The 16,024-nt window shown below is 69.4% G+C and carries 17 protein-coding genes; 8 read left to right on the top strand and 9 right to left on the bottom strand.

Going from position 1 to position 16,024, the window contains the following annotated elements:
• Nucleotides 1–6 precede the first annotated feature (6 nt).
• Nucleotides 7–345 carry a hypothetical protein gene (locus AC4D2C_RS09405; protein ID WP_490914356.1) on the bottom strand — a complete coding sequence of 113 codons (339 nt, stop codon included), beginning with the start codon at nt 343–345 and terminating at the stop codon, nt 7–9.
• A gap of 159 nt (nt 346–504) precedes the next feature.
• The gene (locus AC4D2C_RS09400) at nt 505–1,041 is read right to left on the bottom strand and encodes a GNAT family N-acetyltransferase (protein ID WP_490914354.1); all 537 of its coding nucleotides are present in this window, start codon (nt 1,039–1,041) and stop codon (nt 505–507) included.
• Nucleotides 1,042–1,272: 231 nt separating this feature from the next.
• Between AC4D2C_RS09400 and AC4D2C_RS09395 the strand changes: the two genes are divergently transcribed.
• The 4 genes from AC4D2C_RS09395 to crcB (AC4D2C_RS09380) are packed head-to-tail and all read left to right on the top strand — an operon-like array spanning nt 1,273 to nt 3,509.
• A complete protein-coding gene (locus AC4D2C_RS09395) occupies nt 1,273–1,680 on the top strand; it encodes a DUF1801 domain-containing protein (RefSeq protein ID WP_490914352.1) in 408 nt (135 codons plus the stop codon).
• On the top strand, nt 1,677–2,423 hold the full coding sequence (locus tag AC4D2C_RS09390; protein ID WP_490914350.1) for a dienelactone hydrolase family protein: 747 nt from the start codon (nt 1,677–1,679) through the stop codon (nt 2,421–2,423). Before AC4D2C_RS09395 ends, AC4D2C_RS09390 begins: the two co-directional genes overlap by 4 nt.
• On the top strand, nt 2,413–3,117 hold the full coding sequence (crcB, locus tag AC4D2C_RS09385) for a fluoride efflux transporter CrcB (protein WP_490914348.1): 705 nt from the start codon (nt 2,413–2,415) through the stop codon (nt 3,115–3,117). The genes AC4D2C_RS09390 and crcB (AC4D2C_RS09385) overlap by 11 nt, the downstream gene beginning before the upstream one ends.
• Entirely contained in the window at nt 3,114–3,509 is a 396-nt protein-coding gene (gene crcB, locus AC4D2C_RS09380; protein WP_490914347.1) for a fluoride efflux transporter CrcB, read from the top strand. Before crcB (AC4D2C_RS09385) ends, crcB (AC4D2C_RS09380) begins: the two co-directional genes overlap by 4 nt.
• Nucleotides 3,510–3,664: 155 nt before the next feature.
• On the opposite strand, the gene AC4D2C_RS09375 is transcribed toward crcB (AC4D2C_RS09380), so the two are convergent.
• From AC4D2C_RS09375 to AC4D2C_RS09360, 4 genes are all read right to left on the bottom strand, one after another.
• Nucleotides 3,665–5,533, bottom strand: a complete 1,869-nt coding sequence (locus AC4D2C_RS09375) for an HNH endonuclease (RefSeq protein ID WP_490914345.1) — start codon at nt 5,531–5,533, stop codon at nt 3,665–3,667.
• 99 nt (nt 5,534–5,632) lie between these two features.
• Complete coding sequence (locus AC4D2C_RS09370; RefSeq protein WP_490906991.1) at nt 5,633–5,917, bottom strand: DUF6510 family protein; 285 nt, start codon at nt 5,915–5,917, stop codon at nt 5,633–5,635.
• An 11-nt stretch (nt 5,918–5,928) separates the two neighbouring features.
• Complete coding sequence (locus tag AC4D2C_RS09365; RefSeq protein WP_490914343.1) at nt 5,929–6,645, bottom strand: ferredoxin reductase; 717 nt, start codon at nt 6,643–6,645, stop codon at nt 5,929–5,931.
• Complete coding sequence (locus AC4D2C_RS09360) at nt 6,642–7,235, bottom strand: sulfite oxidase-like oxidoreductase (RefSeq protein WP_490914341.1); 594 nt, start codon at nt 7,233–7,235, stop codon at nt 6,642–6,644. The genes AC4D2C_RS09365 and AC4D2C_RS09360 overlap by 4 nt, the downstream gene beginning before the upstream one ends.
• A gap of 116 nt (nt 7,236–7,351) precedes the next feature.
• Here AC4D2C_RS09360 and AC4D2C_RS09355 point away from each other — a divergent pair, with 116 nt between their 5' ends.
• Nucleotides 7,352–8,593, top strand: coding sequence for an MFS transporter (locus AC4D2C_RS09355; protein WP_490914339.1), 1,242 nt, complete (start codon nt 7,352–7,354; stop codon nt 8,591–8,593).
• A 168-nt stretch (nt 8,594–8,761) separates the two neighbouring features.
• Here the strand turns inward: AC4D2C_RS09355 and AC4D2C_RS09350 are convergent, their stop codons facing one another.
• From AC4D2C_RS09350 to AC4D2C_RS09340, 3 genes are all read right to left on the bottom strand, one after another.
• Nucleotides 8,762–9,355 (bottom strand): hypothetical protein, encoded by a 594-nt coding sequence (locus AC4D2C_RS09350; protein WP_490914337.1) that lies wholly within the window; start codon nt 9,353–9,355, stop codon nt 8,762–8,764.
• A 9-nt stretch (nt 9,356–9,364) separates the two neighbouring features.
• Entirely contained in the window at nt 9,365–10,513 is a 1,149-nt protein-coding gene (locus tag AC4D2C_RS09345) for a zinc-dependent alcohol dehydrogenase (RefSeq protein WP_490906999.1), read from the bottom strand.
• A gap of 107 nt (nt 10,514–10,620) precedes the next feature.
• Nucleotides 10,621–11,538: a phosphatase PAP2 family protein gene (locus AC4D2C_RS09340; protein WP_490914336.1), complete on the bottom strand. Its 918-nt coding sequence runs from the start codon at nt 11,536–11,538 to the stop codon at nt 10,621–10,623.
• Between the two features lie 144 nt (nt 11,539–11,682).
• Between AC4D2C_RS09340 and AC4D2C_RS09335 the strand changes: the two genes are divergently transcribed.
• From AC4D2C_RS09335 to AC4D2C_RS09325, 3 genes are all read left to right on the top strand, one after another.
• Nucleotides 11,683–12,729 carry an o-succinylbenzoate synthase gene (locus AC4D2C_RS09335; RefSeq protein WP_490914335.1) on the top strand — a complete coding sequence of 349 codons (1,047 nt, stop codon included), beginning with the start codon at nt 11,683–11,685 and terminating at the stop codon, nt 12,727–12,729.
• A gap of 123 nt (nt 12,730–12,852) precedes the next feature.
• Nucleotides 12,853–13,653 carry a gamma-glutamyl-gamma-aminobutyrate hydrolase family protein gene (locus AC4D2C_RS09330; protein ID WP_490914334.1) on the top strand — a complete coding sequence of 267 codons (801 nt, stop codon included), beginning with the start codon at nt 12,853–12,855 and terminating at the stop codon, nt 13,651–13,653.
• A gap of 131 nt (nt 13,654–13,784) precedes the next feature.
• Nucleotides 13,785–15,902, top strand: a complete 2,118-nt coding sequence (locus AC4D2C_RS09325) for a PhoX family protein (RefSeq protein WP_490907017.1) — start codon at nt 13,785–13,787, stop codon at nt 15,900–15,902.
• Nucleotides 15,903–16,024: the final 122 nt, after the last annotated feature.

The raw sequence follows: 16,024 nt of genomic DNA, 5'->3' as shown, positions 1-16,024 counted from the left end.
TCCCTGTCACCGTTCCTGCTGCGGGGTCTCCACGGTGTCCGGCGCCTCGGCGGTCCTGGCAGTTCCCGGCGGATTCGACGATTCGACCACGCGAGCCGCCAGCAGACGGGCCTCGCGTAGCCGCTCCGGAGGGCAGGTCCCCACAGGTGGCATCGAGAACGCGACGTCGCCGTCGTCGTGCCGGGAGACGGACTTCCCACTGCTGCGATGCACGCAGGGAAGTGCGAGCACGACGCCGCCGGCGGCGATCAGGAGGAGGGGATAGCCCCGGGCGCCGGTGATCTGGGCGAGGATTCCGAGGGAGATGCTGAGTGTGCCGAGCAGAACAAGAAACCTGGTGATCATCACACGTCCGTCGTCGTTGACTGATTGTGGTGGCACCGATAGTACTCCCCACAGTGCGGGACGTCCCACCCGCCTGGCCGTGTCACCTCGCCACAGGAGGCGGATGGCGTGCGGTCCTCGTGGGTTCTGCGGGGTCGCAGCGCGTGGGTTCGCGTCAGGTCAGGTCAGGATGCGCTGGTACAGCAGGTGGTCCTGCCAGGACCCCGCGATCCGCAGGTAGGACGGCGCCAGACCGATCACCGTGAAGCCGGTCCGGTCCAGGACGGCCCTCGAGGGCGCGTTCCGGGGCAGGACCGACGCCTGGACGCGGTGCAGCCCGAGCTCCTCGCGCGCGTGGAGCAACGCTGCCCCGAGTGCGCTCGAGCACACGCCCTGGCCCTGCAGTCCGACGTCGACCCAGTAGCCGACGTGCGCACTGAGGAAAGGACCCCGCACGATTCCGGTGAGGGTGATGGCGCCGACGATGCGCTCCTCCGTCGTCATCACCCATGGAACCTCGGTACCGGCCGCCAGACCTGCGAGATGGGTGGCGATCTGCTCCGACTGGCCTGCCGGGGTGAAGAAGGCATCGTCGCGGGACGGCTCCCATGGAGCAAGGTGGCCGCGGTTGTCCTGGTGGGCCCGAGCGAGTGCGGTCGAATCGGTCGCGGCGAGCAGACGCATGCGTACCGGGGATGGCAGGGTCGGAGGGAACACCTGCGCAACAGTAGTGGACGTACGCCGAGCTGGTGCGGAAGGTGCGGAAGAGTCATGCGGGACGAGGTCGCGGCGTGACCAGGGGCGACGCCCGCTTCACCCCGCCACTGCGCGAACTCCGGGCGGTATCTCCCGTCCTCACGCCCAGCTGAACTGTCGGGCCTCCCTCCTGGTGGCCCTTGTGCTCGCGAGACACTTCGGGCCCGATGTGTCCACTGGCACACTGTCTCCATGGCAGGAGTACCCGACACCCGGGTGGACGACTACATCGCAGCACTACCGCGCTGGCAGCAGGACATTTGTCACACGGTCCGTCGTCTCGTGCACGAGGCGGACCCCGAGGTGCAGGAGACGATCAAGCGCACCCGGCAGCCCTACTTCGTCCTCGACGGCAACGTCTGTGCGCTGCTCGCCACGAAGGACCACGTCAACGTGTTCCTGTACGACGGCGGGTTGGCGCCCGATCCGCACGGCATCATCACGGGCGGTACCTCCAACTCCACGGGGCGGACGGTCGCGCTCTACGAGGACGGGCCGTTCGACGAGGATGCACTGCGAGAGATATTCAGGGCCATCATCGCGGACAACCGTGCAGGCGGTTGGCGCAGCATCAAGAAGCGTGCAAGCCTAGGCGAATGAGCCCGATCCAGGATGTCGCCATGCCTGCGGGCGCCCTTTCCGCGTACGTGGTGCGTCCGGCTGGGCCCGTGCGGGGCGGACTCGTGCTGATCCACGAGGTATGGGGGCTCGTCGGCCATACCCGCGATGTTGCTGACCGGTTCGCCGGGGAAGGGTATGTCGTCGTCGCACCGGATCTCCTCGCCGACCAGGGCATCACCGAGGAGAACACGGCAGGAATCGGTGAGGCGATCGCGGGCCCGGACGAGGCAGCGCGTAACGAGGCGCAGCCGAAGCTCAGGGCACTCCTGGCGCCCTTGCGGAACCCCGAGTTCGGGGCACTCACCACGGAGCGGGTCCGGGCGTGCTTCGAGTTCCTGTATGACGATGCTGACGTCGCGGGGCGCGTCGGCATCGTCGGTTTCTGCTTCGGCGGAACCTACAGCTTCTCCCTCGCCATCGAAGAACCGCGTCTGATGGCGTGCGTTCCCTTCTACGGTCATGCGTCGTTCTCGGATGAGGAACTGGCGCGCATCGAGGCACCCGTCCTGGCCTTCTACGGTCAGGACGACGACCCACTCATCGCGGCGTTGCCGGCGCTCGAGGGAGCGATGGACGTCGCAGGTGTCGACTTCACGCCCAAGGTCTACCCGGACGCCGGTCACGCATTCTTCAACGACTCCAATCGCTTCGCGTATCGCCCGGGGCCTGCTGGAGACGCGTGGAACCTGACCCTGGAGTTCCTCGCTCGGCATGTCGTCTGAGTCGGCTGGGTCATCTGGGGCGTCTGAATCACCTCAGTCGCCTGGGGCGTCTAAGCCGTCTGAGTCGGCTGGATCGCCCGGGTGGGGGGTGCCCGTGGCATCGCGCGGGTCGATCGATTCGGCTGGATCGCCCGCCTTCGAATCACCCGCCTTATCCGGATCGTCCCAGGCGCCGGCAATACTGACGCCCGCACCAGCCGGCAGACCTCTTCACTTCACGCCCAGCTACCTGCTATTGGTGTTCATCGGCGGGATGAGCGGGACCCTTGCCCGGTTCGGTCTCGCCGAGGCACTCCCGACTCCCGCAGACCTGCCGCTCGGGATCTTCCTGATCAATATCGCCGGCGCCTTCGTGCTCGGACTCCTGCTCGAGGCTCTTGCGCAGTACGGTCCCGACGAAGGACGTCGTCGAGCGATCCGCCTGCTCCTCGGCACGGGCTTCCTCGGTGGCTTCACCACCTACAGCGCCCTCGCTGTCGACTCCGCCCTTCTCCTCGATTCCGGCAGGGTGGCGGAGGGAATCGCTTATCTCGCAGGGTCCGTCCTCCTGGGCCTGATCGCGACCGCGGTGGGCATCGCTGTCGGGGTGCGCGCTCGCCGTGGTCCGAGGGCTGGTCGGCGGTCCCGCCCGGGGTCGGGCCCGGTGCCCCGTCATGAGCCTGGCCCGGACGCGTCGAGGGGGATGACCTCGTGAGCGTGTTCGGCGTCCTCGTGCTCGGCGCCGCCGGAGGGCTCGGGGCGGTCACCCGGTTCATGCTCGAGGGCGTCATCAGGGCGTCGGTCCGAGGCATGGTGCCGATCGGTACGATGACCGTCAACATCAGTGGTTCGCTGTTGCTCGGGCTGCTGACCGGACTGGTCCTTGCGTCCGCGCTTCCGCCCTCGTGGTTGGTGATCGGCGGCACGGGGTTCCTTGGCGGATACACCACATTCAGTACGGCCAGCAGCGAGACGGTGCGTCTGATGCGGGCGGGTCACACGAGCGCGGCAATCATGTCAGGGATCGGAACGGCGGTCGTGGCGCTTGCGGCAGCAGCCTTCGGCCTCGTGATCGGGTTCCTGGTGGCCGGAACGGGTGCATCCTGAGGCCCGGCTGCGGGCACCCCTCTCCAAGCCTGGCCTTGAGCTCCGGCACGACCCACCACCCGTGACCTCGAGCCCGGTGATCTCGAGCCCGGTGACCTCGGGCAATGCCCCTCGACCCGGTGGACCCGGGTCTGTGGTACTCGAACGCTAGTCACTCAATCAGGCTCGTCCAGGTCGTGTCCCCGCCCGTTGGAGACAGTGCTCGGAGGAGCCAGGACATGATCGGGCGTACCGACGATCTCGCTCTGAACTGCGATTCCTGCTTGCCAGTAGAGGTTCCTCCGCGGGTTGCCGCTCCGTTTCCGACCGGTGGGCGCGGTGAACCACGGGATACCACGACGGAGTTCGACGGTCCACGAGTCGTGGTGGAGGACGTGGTGATGTCGCGAGCAGAGCAGCACGCCGTTGTCGATGCTCGTCGAGCCACCTCGAGACCACGGCGTGAGGTGGTGTGCCTCGCACCAGCTGGCCGGGATGGAACAGTCCGGGAAGGCACAGCCCTTGTCTCTGGCCACGAGCGCCCGCCGAAGGTGCGGAGGGAACAACCGCTGCGCACGTCCCATATCCAGGATCTGCCCCGCACCACCGAGGACCAGCGGGATGATGTCCGCATCACAGGCGATCCTCCTGATGTTCCGTGCACCGATCTGCTCCGAGAAGACGGCGTCACCGGGTTGCGCGGTCTCGCCGATCAGGTCCTCGTACCCGATGGTCACCATCACCTGCGGGCGATGCCCGCCCGTCGCGGGCAGGCCGCCTGTCGACAGGGCGATACTGCACGCCGAGACAAGTCCCTCGAGGAGTTGCTGCGCTCGCGTCGGGCCGCCGTGATCGGCTGATGAGCCCGATGACACACCGCTCACGGGACGACCGGGCGCACATCCGAGCGTACCGATGCGTGACGGGCCTCCTGCCGCTTCGAGCGACGCTCCGGCGGCCACGTCAGGCACCCCTGCGGCGGCCGTGCCCGGTTCTACTCCGCCCGCCGTTCCGGGTCCTGCCCGGCCCACCGTGCCCGGCTCTGCCTGACCCACCTTTGCCGGTGTTCGAGGCGTTGTCGCCCCGGAGCCCGCCGGCTCTGCCTGACCCACCACTGCCTGACCCACCACTGCCTGACCCACCCCTGCCGGTGTTCGAGGCGTTGTCGCCCCGGAGCCCGCAGGTCCTGCCGAGTGCAGTGCTCCGCCCCCGATCGGATCCTCACCGCGTCCAGTGGATGCCCGCGGATTGGTGGCTGCGTTCATGACGGTCGCGAGTTGTTCGAACTGTTCGTCCGTGGCGCCGATCTCCAGGACGTTCAGCCCGTCACGCCGGCCCTTGAGAAAGACGCCCTGCCGTGCACGCAGCACTTTCTCCGTGGGTTCCTGCCCGTCCTGATCGAGTACGGCCTCCCAGCGGCGCGCGAGGACACGGAGGATGTCCTCGTCGGACTCCATCGCCTGCCTCGTCAGATGATGCTCCATCGATTCGAGCTGCTCCGGCGTCGCGACGCACTGCACCCGTTCGAGGGCCTGCGCGACGACGGTTGCCGCCCGGCCGCTGACGATGAAGGAACCCACGGCTTCCCCCAGTGCCGCCAGCGGGGGAGGAACGGGATTCCCGGTCGGCGACATGCTCGGCAACACGACGGCGGCCAGCTTGAGCCGACGCTTCGCCTCGATGCGACTGATGCCCAGTGTCTCCCTCAGGAAATCCGCGCAGTTCCTGAAGCCGTGGCCGGTATCGGCAGACGATGCGGGCGCGGGATCCTGCGCTGAGACAGGGCCTGCAGGACGGGACGCGGTGGAACCGTTCTCGGGTCCGGAGGCGAGGCCGTGCTGATCCGCGACGCGCGCGGCGAGGACCTGGAGCTGATCGATCACCTTCGACACCTGCTCAACCTCGAGGACGAACCGCAGGGCGTCCTGCCGTGACAGGAGGTGGTGGTACTGGGCCAACCCGAGTGCACAGTCGCTCAGGAGGGAGTGAGCCTCGTCCAGGGAGGACCCCGGCTCGGAGTAGCGCTTGATCGGTGTGACGGGCATGACATGATCGTATCGAATATGTGTTCTATTAATCACGGCCGAGCTGCCGGTGTGGAGGGGTAGTGGGGGACTCGATCTCCACAGGCCCGATGGTGAGGCTCAGGGCTTGGCGACCACCAGGTGCCGTACGCCGTCGATGGTGAGGACCTGCCGGTCACCCTGATCCGTGAGGCAGAGCAGTACGGCCGTACAGGTCGGGCACCGCAGCACCATGCCCGGTGCTTTCGTGTACAGGAGCGCGGCAGCCAGGGGACCGGAGGACCCGCAGCCCGCACACATGCATTCCGCACTCGTGAGGTCGGAGACGAACTGGTCGAGGGCCCCGGCAAGGGCGTTGCCGTCGAGGTGGTCCTGATCGAGGGGATACTGCTCCGTGCTGTCCATCGTGATCCTTCCTATCCGCCGTACCGCTCCGTGCGGATACGCGCGGCGTCGTGCCCGTCCTCGACGAGCCATGCGGCGACGGCCTCGACGAAGCCCGTCGAGCCGCAGATGTAGACGGACGGCGCATCGTCCGGTGGGAAGCAGGACGCAGTGACCGCCTCGTGCGTGAGGCGTCCGACCGGCCGTCCGTCGGGTGCCTCACGGGAGTAGGCGATGTCGACCGTGACCTGCGGGTCCTCCTGCCCGACGACGTCGAGCTCGCCCCGGTAGAACACGTGGTCCGGGCTGCGGACCGAGTAGAGCAGCCGCGCCGGTACGTCCGACCTGGCCTCGGCATGCGCCCGGAGCATCGCCATGAGCGGGACCACGCCCGACCCTCCGGCGATCAGTTGCAGTGGACCTGCGAGTTCCGGTGTCCACGTGAACCACCCACCTACCGGGCCCCGGACCTCCAGCTGGTCACCCTCGGACAGGACACCCACGAGGAAGGGGGACACCTCGCCGTCGTCGAGCTCCTCGACCGTCAGCTCCAGTTCGCGCGGCGGCACCCACGCCGCCACAGAGTACGAGCGCACTGCCTGGTAGCCGTCCTCCGCAGTGAGCCTCAGGTCCACGTGCTGACCCGGCACCCCCGTGACCACGTCGGGGAAGCGGAGCCGCAGCGTCCGTGCTCGGGATGTCTCGGGACGCGCCGCACTGACCTCGACGGTCTGCCACGACCGCCTCACCAGTAGCGTTCCTCGCGCCACGGATCCCCGTACATGTTGTAGCCGTTGGTCTCCCAGAAGCCGGGCAGGTCCTGGTCCATCAGACGGATACCGTTGACCCACTTCGCGCTCTTCCAGAAGTATAGGTGCGGTACCAGCAGCCTCGCCGGGCCGCCGTGTGCCGGCGAGAGGGGTTCGCCGTCGAACTCGTGGACGATCCACGCCTTGCCGTCGAGGAGGTCCTCGAGCGGGACGTTCGTCGTGTACCCGCCATAGGAGTGGACCATCGTGTATTCGGCCTCGGACTCGACGTCCTCGAACAGGGTGTCGAGGGAGACTCCGCGCCAGGTGGTCCCGAACTTGGACCAGTGCGTCACGCAGTGGATGTCCGTGGTGACGTCCTCCTGCGGCAAGGCCTGCAGCTGCACCCAGTTCCACAGGTGGCTCTGGCCCGGACCGGCGTCGATCCGGAAGGTCCAGTCGGCCAGGAGGACGTGGGGAGTGGGACCCGCGGACAGTACGGGAAAACTGTCGGTGAGGTACTGGCCCGGTGGCAGGTTCGCGTTCCGGTTCTGCCGTCTGCCGGTGAAGCCTGAGGTGGGTATGGCCATGCGGTACTCCCGCCAGGGTAGGGCGCGCCGGTTCGATGGTACGAAACGTAGTGCAACCGCTTCACGCTGTCCAGAGCGGCACGACCGGCCGTCGCCCTCCCGGCTAGGGTGGAAGAGTGCCCAAGGAAACCTTCGATCTGCGCGCGATCGCGGTAGGAGCCTACGGCCCGTCACTGCTGTACGGGGTCTCCACCGGTGCCATCCTGCCCGTCATCGCCCTGACCGCCCGCGACCTCGGCGCCGATGTGGCCACTGCAGCACTGATCATCACCCTGTCCGGCATCGGCTCGCTCGTCACCAACGTCCCCGCCACGCTGATCACCACGCGTTTCGGCGAGCGGAAAGCACTCGTGGGGGCGGCGCTGTGGTGTGCGATGGCGATGTTCCTGGCGCTCGCCGCACCCACCCTCCCGGTGTTCGCCGCAGCCGTCTTCATGGTGGGTATGGCGGGAGCGGTGTTCGGCCTCGCGCGCCAGAGCTATCTGACCGAGGCGGTACCTCAGCACTTCAGGGCGCGCGCCCTGTCGACGCTCGGCGGCGTCACGCGCATCGGCGTCTTCGTGGGTCCCTTCGCGGCGGCCCTCGCCATGAGCCGGCTCGGGCTGGACGGTGCCTACTGGGTGGGAGGTGCCGCCAGCCTGGTCGCCGCCGCCCTGAGCTGGCGTGTCCCCGAACTCGAGGCGTCCGGCCGCACGGCGGGCGGCGGTCGGTCGGTCGCGCTCGCGGACGCTCCGGTACCGGCCCTGGCGCCGACCGTGCGGTCGATCATGCGCAGTCACAGGCGCATCTTCGTCACCGTGGGCCTCGGGGTGCTGCTCATCGCCGCGGTCCGGGCCACCCGCCAGGCGGTGCTGCCCCTGTGGGCGGAGAACATCGGGCTGGATGCCTCCTCGACCGCCCTGATCTACGGGCTCTCCGGAGCCATCGACATGCTGATCTTCTACCCGGCCGGCAAGGTCATGGATGTGAGGGGCCGCCGCTGGATCGCCGTGCCGTGCATGCTCATCATGGGTGCCGCCCTCGCCCTGCTGCCCTTCACGGACGACGCCGTGGGACTGCTCCTGGTCGCGCTGCTCATCGGCTTCGGCAACGGGATCGGCTCGGGCATCGTGATGACGCTCGGCGCGGACCTGTCGCCCTCACCCGGACGTCCGCAGTTCCTCGGGATCTGGCGCCTGCTCACCGACACGGGGACGATGGGCGGGCCCGCGCTCCTCGCACTCGTGACGGCGCTGGCCACGCTCTCGGCGGGCATCTGGGCGACGGCGGTGCTCGGCTTCCTCGGCGCCGCGGTCCTCTGGTACTGGATCCCGCGCGCTGCACCCGGGTCGGCGGAGCCGGCGGTGACGCACAGCTGACGACGGCGTGCCTGACGGCGTCGCATCACGTCGTCGAGCCCCGGCCGCCGCCACCAGTGCGTCGAAAGCGCCCACGGGGCGGGCGTCCGGCGACGGTCCCCATCGGACGTGGGCCCCGGCACACTGCCGGGGCGTGAACCAGGCGCCCGAAGGACCCGGAAGGCGACCTCAGCGCTGTCCGCGGCGCGCGATCGCCCGGACCCCCAGGACAGCCCCCGCCGCCGCAGCGACCCACGGCCCGGCCACGACGATCGGGTCGATCCACTGGTGGTTGACGTCCACACGCTTCTTGCCGAAGCGCGACGCGACGCCATGCCTGCGACCCTCGGACAGCACGCCCGTCTCGGTGATCGGGTTGTCCGGGCGCAACGAGGCGAAGGAGGCTGCGTGCGCACCCCAGGCGTCCACGCGGTCGCCGAGTAACAGCAGCAGCCAGTGCGCTGCACGCCCCTCGCTGTAGCGGTAGGCGTAGCGCCTGATGCTGCCGGAGACACCGTGCAGCGGAGAACTGGTGCCGAAGACGGGTGTCAGCTGACCGTGCTCGATCGACCGCTCACGGCCCTCCCTGCCGGGCTGCTCCTCGGGGTAGTCCCAGTGGGCCCCTGTGCTTCCGGGGTCGTAGACCTCGCGGGGATACGAGGGGCGGTCCTTCCGGTCGAGGTCGACACCCCAGCCGGGGATCCGTGCGCGGAGCGCCTCGGCGGTGGGGACGTCCTTGGGCTTGTTCGCGATATAGGGCGTCGAAGGCCCGGATGCGGCCATGGTGGTCTCCTAGCTTGGGTTCGCGATGATGAGCGGCTTGATGCAGTTGTCGAGCTTCGCCGAGAACATGTGGTACCCCTCGGCGATGTCCTCCAGGGGAATGCGATGCGTCACGATGTCGTTGGGCTTCAGGTACCCGTTCTGGATGTGCTCGAAGAGGCGGGGCCACTGCCGCTTCACGGGCGTCTGGTTCATCCGGAGCGTCAGTCCCTTGTTGAGTGCATCGCCGAACTTGATCGCGCTGAAGATGGGGCCGTAGGCGCCGACGACGGATACCGTCCCGCCCTTGCGCACGGAGTCGATGGCCCAGTTCAGGGCGATGGGCGAGCCTCCCTGGAGCTTCAGCTTGGTGCCCGTGACGTGCTGGAGGAAGTTGCCGTCCGCCTCCGCGCCGACGGCGTCGATCACCACGTCGGCACCGAGGAAGTCGGTGGTCCTCTTCATCTCGACCACGATGTCGTCGTACTCCGCGAAGTTGAAGGTCTCCGCCTGCGCGAACGTGCGTGCCTTCTCGAGCCGGTACTCGAGGTGGTCGATGACGATCACCCTGCCCGCCCCCATGAGCCAGGAGGATTTCGCGGCGTAGAGGCCCACGGGGCCTGCACCGAAAACCACCACGGTGTCGCCCTCGGCGATGCTGCCGAGTTGCGCACCGAAGTACCCGGTGGCCAGGGCGTCGGTGAGCAGGACGGCGTCCTCGCTGTCCATCCAGTCCGGGATGATCGTGGGCCCGACGTCGGCGAACGGTACCCGCACGAATTCGGCCTGTCCGCCGTCGTACCCGCCGGTGGTGTGCGAGTAGCCGTAGATGCCGCCCACCGCCGTCGCGTTGGGATTCACGTTGTGGCAGTTCGAGTACAGGCCACGCGCGCAGTAGTAGCAGGAGCCGCAGTAGACGTTGAAGGGCACCATCACGCGGTCGCCGCGCTTCAGGTTCCGGACCGACGGCCCCACCTCCTCCACGACGCCGATGAACTCGTGGCCGAAGGTGTGGCCGATCCGCGTGTCCGGCATGAGTCCGTGGTAGAGGTGCAGGTCGGACCCGCAGATCGCCGCCGTGGTCACCTTGATGATCGCGTCGTTCGGGTGCTCGATCCTGGGCATCGGTTTCTCCTCGACCCTGATCTTGTAGGGTCCGCGGTACACCATGGCTCTCATCGATCGCCTCTTTCCGTCGCTGGTCCGGCCAGCGTCGCACCGTCTCGCCGGTGCTTCAACGGGCGGCGGGTCCGCGGAAAAGGGCGTGCGGAGCGGCCCGGGGGGTGTTACGGACGCGCTCCCACGCCAGCAGTCCTCCCGGCCTGCGCCGCGAAGAGCCAGCCTGCAGCGGCTGCGAGGGTGAATCCGACGCCGATGATCCACATCAGGCCCCACCAGAAGAACAGTGGCACGCTCGCCGTCCCGGGGTCGGGCGCGGGGCCGATGGCCTGGACGGAGAGGTAGAGCATCCCGGACACGACGAGCCCCCCGAGTCCCAGCACCCAGCACAGCACCAGCCAGCCACGCGACGACGCCCAGTGCGCGCCGAAGCCCTCCCAGTTGTTCCAGTTCTCGCCCGTCCTCATCACGACGAGGCCGCCGAGGAGCGTCCACGTGCCGACCACGAGGAGGGCTGCGACGACGTCCGCGGGCCGGTGCCAGAGGTTGATGAAGGTGGCGGCCCCCGCAAGGACGGAGTAGGCGCCACCCAGGGCCGCCGCCGCAGGACGCCAGCGGGGGGTCGCGATGATGAAGACCGCGGCCGCGGCAGAGGCCGCGAGCGTCGTATGCCCTGACGGTAATGAGTTGAAGTCGAGTGTCGCCACGCCGCGGTCCGGCCGGTCGAAGACCACGTTCTTGAGGAGCTGCGTGGTGAGGTTCGATGCCACGATGACCGCGACGGCCATCGCAGCGGCACCGTACCGCCTCCGGTGGAGGGCGACGAAGAGGATGGCCGCGGCCGCGAGGACCACGGAGATGGCGGGCAGCGTGTCGAGGAACCGCAGGAACGGCAGCTGCGTGTCGGGCGCCGCCACGCCGGCCTCTCGCCAGGCGGATTCGTCCGCGAACTGGCCCGTGGTGGTGCGGACGAACGCCCAGTACGTCCAACCGAGCGCCACCGCGCAGGCCGCGGCGGCCAGGACGAACAGCAGCGGTGAACGCGCTGCCCGGTCCGGTCCCGTGGTGGTTCGTTGCGACGACATCGCCTCCATGCTGTCACAGGATCCTCACCGTCCCCTGACCCCTCGCCGACCACTCACCGACCACTCACCGACCACTCACCGACCGCCTGCCGATCGCCTGCCGACCGCACGACCACCGTCCGCGGCCTCCCGTAGCCTGAGGTCGTGCCCCAGCAAACGCCCTCCCCGTCCCCGCTGCCCCTGCCCGCCCTCGAGGAGCTGACCGCGTCGGCGCGCGTGGTGTCGGTGCCCATGCGTGTCCGGTTCCGCGGCGTCCTCGACCGCGAGGTCCTGCTGGTCCACGGCCCGGCCGGATGGGGCGAGTTCAGCCCCTTCCTGGAGTACGACGACGCCGAGTCCGCCGCCTGGCTGGCGTGCGCCGTCGAGGCCGCATGGCACGGGTTCCCGGATCCTGTCCGTGCGTCCGTCCCGGTCAACGCGACCGTCCCCGCCGTCGGACCGTCCGGCGTCGAGGAAGTGCTGTCCCGCTTCGGGGCCGTGGGTGCGGTCAAGGTCAAGGTGGCCGAGAAGGGGCAGGGACTGGCGGACGACGTCGCGCGGGTCGCGGAGGTGCGGCGGCTCCTGCCCGACGCCGGGATCAAGATCGACGCCAACGGCGGGTGGACCGTGACGGAGGCCCTCGAGGCCCTCGACGCGCTGGGTCCCTTCGGTCTGCAGTACGTCGAACAGCCCGTGGCGGACATCCCCGGACTGCGGACCGTGCGGCTGGAGCTTCGTCGTCGGGGGGAGGGGGTCCTCGTCGCCGCGGACGAGAGCGTACGGCGCCAGGAGGACCCGCTGCGGGTGGCGCGCGAGGATGCCGCCGATCTCCTCGTGATCAAGGCGCCGCCGCTCGGTGGAGTCCGCAGGGCCCTCGCCATCATCGACGCCGCGGGCCTCCCGGCGGTGGTGAGCTCCGCGCTGGACACGTCCGTGGGGATCCGTGCCGGGGTGGCCCTCGCCGCAGCCCTGCCGGAGCTGCCCTACGCGTGCGGGCTCGCGACGGTGTCCCTCATGGCGGGCGACATCACCCGGAGGTCGCTCGTGCCCGAGGGAGGGCACCTGCCGGTCCGCGACGTCGACGTCGCCGCCGACCTCCTGGACCGTTTCGCCGCCACCCCCGAGCGGACCCGGTGGTGGCTGGAACGCCTCGGCCGCACCCATGCCGTCCTCGCCGCAGCGCATCGTGGCACACCGGGCAGGGCGACCTGAGGGACCGATACGGGAACATCACATCCCCGAAACACGGGTACAACGTGGGCTGGATACGATTGCGGGCGGCCAGAGATGGTCGCCGGCCCGTATGCAATGCATCCCCATGAGAGGAACACACCCTTGACACCTTCGGAGGTGCTTCCCCGCCCTGTGGTGGGACTGACGTCCTATCTCGATCCTGCCGTCACCGAGGGCTGCGGGACCGTCGAGGCGGCCTTCCTGCCCTCGAACTACCTCTCGCCCGTCCTCGCGGCCGGCGCCATCCCGGTCCTGCTCCCGCCCCAGGGGACCGACGGCGGCGTCGTCGAGCAGCTGCTGCCGAGGCTCGACGGCGTGATCGTCGTCGGCGGATGGGACGTGGACCCTGCCCGCTACGGCGCCGAGCCGCACGCGGAGACGGACGCTCCCCACCGGCTCCGGGACGCCTGGGACGTCGCCGTGGTGCGCGAGGCCGTGCGGGCGGACCTGCCGCTCCTCGGCATCTGCCGGGGCGAGCAGATGCTCAACGTGGCGCTCGGCGGGTCGCTGCACCAGCACCTGCCCGATCTCGACGGCGGCGTCGTCTACCAGCTCGGGGACCACCGCTTCAACCCGATCCCGGTGGACCTCCGCCCGGGCTCGCGGGTGGCACAGGTGATGGGAGCCACCCGGCTCGACGCCGTCCCGGTCTCCCACCACCAGGCCGTGGACCGGCTGGGCTCCGGGCTGCTCGCGTCGGCATGGAGCGCCGACGGCGTGGTGGAGGCGGTCGAACTGCCGCACAACCGCTTCTGCATCGGTGTCCAGTGGCACCCGGAGCAGAGCCCCACCGAGACGGCCCTGTTCGACGCCTTCGTGCAGGCCGCCCGCGAACGGCAGCTGGCACGCTCCCTGCCGTTGCACCTCGACACGGCTCTGGAGGCCACCCTCCCGGCGAGCTAGGCGCACAGTCCGGGGCCGTTCCTGTTCGGACGCCGTTCACGCGGCGTTCACCGGGCGGCCCCTCGCCTGTTCAGGTGCCCTCGGCAGGGTGAGGACGAAGACCGTTCACCCTGTCGAGAGGTACCACCCCCATGACTGAAACCACGCGCCGGCTGCTGCCCATGCTCGGCCACACCAAGGGCAAGCGGAGCGCCGTCACCTGTGCCCTCAAGTGTGACAACGCGTGCTCCGACGCCGTCTGCAACACGTCGGGCAACAACTACTTCCGCGACATCGTCTCGCGCGAATTCTCCCGCCGCAGCGCCCTCGGCGCGGGAGCGGCAGGAGCGCTGACGCTCCTCGTCGCGGGCCAGACCGGAGCCGGCTCCGCACAGGCCGCTCCCGGCGGTGCCAAGGGAAGCGGGCTGGCCTTCGACGCGATCGCGCCGGTGGACGCGCTCGTGGACGACATGACGGTGCCGCAGGGCTACGGCTGGAAGCCCGTGATCCGCTGGGGCGATCCGCTCTTCAGCACCTCGCCCGCCTTCGACGCGAACAACCAGACCGCAGCCGCGCAGGCGCTGCAGTTCGGGTACAACTGCGACTACACCGACGTGCTCGAGATCGCGGAGAGCAAGGGCCGCCGCGCTGTCCTGTTCGCGAACCACGAGTACACCAACGAGAACATCATGGTGCCGCCGACCACGCCGGCCGCCGAGGTGCGCGGCATCGGGAAGGCCGCCCACGGACTGACCGTCGTGGAGCTCGAGCGCAAGAACAAGAACAAGCCGTGGTCCTACGTGCAGGGCGCACCGCTCAACCGCCGGTACCTCACCACCACCCCCTACGAGGTCACCGGCCCCGCCGCCGGCTCCGACTTCCTCAAGACCAAGGACGACCCCGCCGGCCGCACCGTCCTCGGGACGCTCGGCAACTGCGCCGGCGGCACCACCCCCTGGGGCACCATCCTCTCGGGGGAGGAGAACTTCAACGGCTACTTCGTGGCCGCCGGCACGAGCGACGGCGACCGCCGCTACGGCATCACCAGCAGGCCCACGGCCCGTGGGTGGGAAATCGACGAGCCGCGCTGGGACACCCGCACCGCCGGCTACGAGAACGAGAAGCACCGGTTCGGCTACATCGTGGAGGTCGACCCCTTCGACCCCACCTCCACGCCGAAGAAGCACTCTGCCCTGGGCCGCTTCAAGCACGAGGGCGCGAACGTGACCGTCGCCGCCGACGGCCGGGTCGTGGCCTACATGGGCGACGACGAGCGCTTCGACTACCTCTACAAGTTCGTGTCGAAGAACAAGGTCCAGCCGGGCACCAGCCCCGCTGCACGCCGTGCCAACATGACGCTGCTCAGCGAGGGTTCGCTGTACGTGGCGCGTTTCCAGGGCAACTCGGTGGCCGAGATCGACGGCTCCGGCACGCTCCCGTCCGACGGCGCGTTCGACGGCGTGGGCGAGTGGCTGCCGCTGCTCATCGACAACACGTCCGTGGTCGCGGGCATGACCGCCGCCGAGGTCGCCGTATTCACGCGCATCGCCGCGGACAAGATGGGCGCCACCAAGATGGACCGCTGCGAGGACGTCGAGCCCAACCCCCGGACGGGCAAGGTGTACGTGGCGTGCACCAACAACACCAACCGCGGCGTCGGCACCAATGCGCTCGCCGACGAGGCCAACCCGCGCACCGCGAACCGCGACGGGCACGTCGTCGAACTCACGGAGGCGGGCGGCAACGCGACCGGCACGCGCTTCACCTGGAACCTGCTGCTCGTCTGCGGCGACCCGGCGCGCAACCCCGCCACCTACTTCGCCGGCTACCCGAAGGACAAGGTCTCGCCGATCTCCTGCCCCGACAACGTGGCCTTCGACTCGGCGGGCAACCTCTGGATCTCCACGGACGGCCAGCCGAGCACGGTGGGCTTCGCCGATGGCCTGTTCAAGGTGGGGCTGGAGGGCGCCGAGCGCGGACGCGTGCAGCAGTTCCTCGCCGTCCCCCGCGAGGCTGAGACGTGCGGCCCCGTGATCCACGACCAGGACGGCAGCGTCTTCGTGGCGGTCCAGCACCCGGGCGAGGACGGCAGCTGGGCCGCGCAGTCGTCGATGTTCCCCGACTACGTGCCGCTCGGCGGCAGCCCCGCCCGGGGAGAGGCCCTCGTGCCACGCCCGTCGGTCGTCCAGGTGTACAGGGCGAACGAGGGACGCGACGAGGACCACAACGGCCGCGGGCGTGACCGCCAGAAGGGCAAGCCCCGCCGCTAGGCGACCCCGCCCGAGGCATCGACGAACGCACCCCCGCCTTCCGGAGGGGGTGCGTTCGCGTCGTGAGGCCCCGGAGGGGCAGCCCGGGCCGGAACGGCGCGGGGGAGGCCGGGATGGAAGGA

This window comes from Arthrobacter sp. TJ-240 (assembly GCF_058269195.1).
This window is presented reverse-complemented; position numbering and strand designations above follow the sequence as displayed.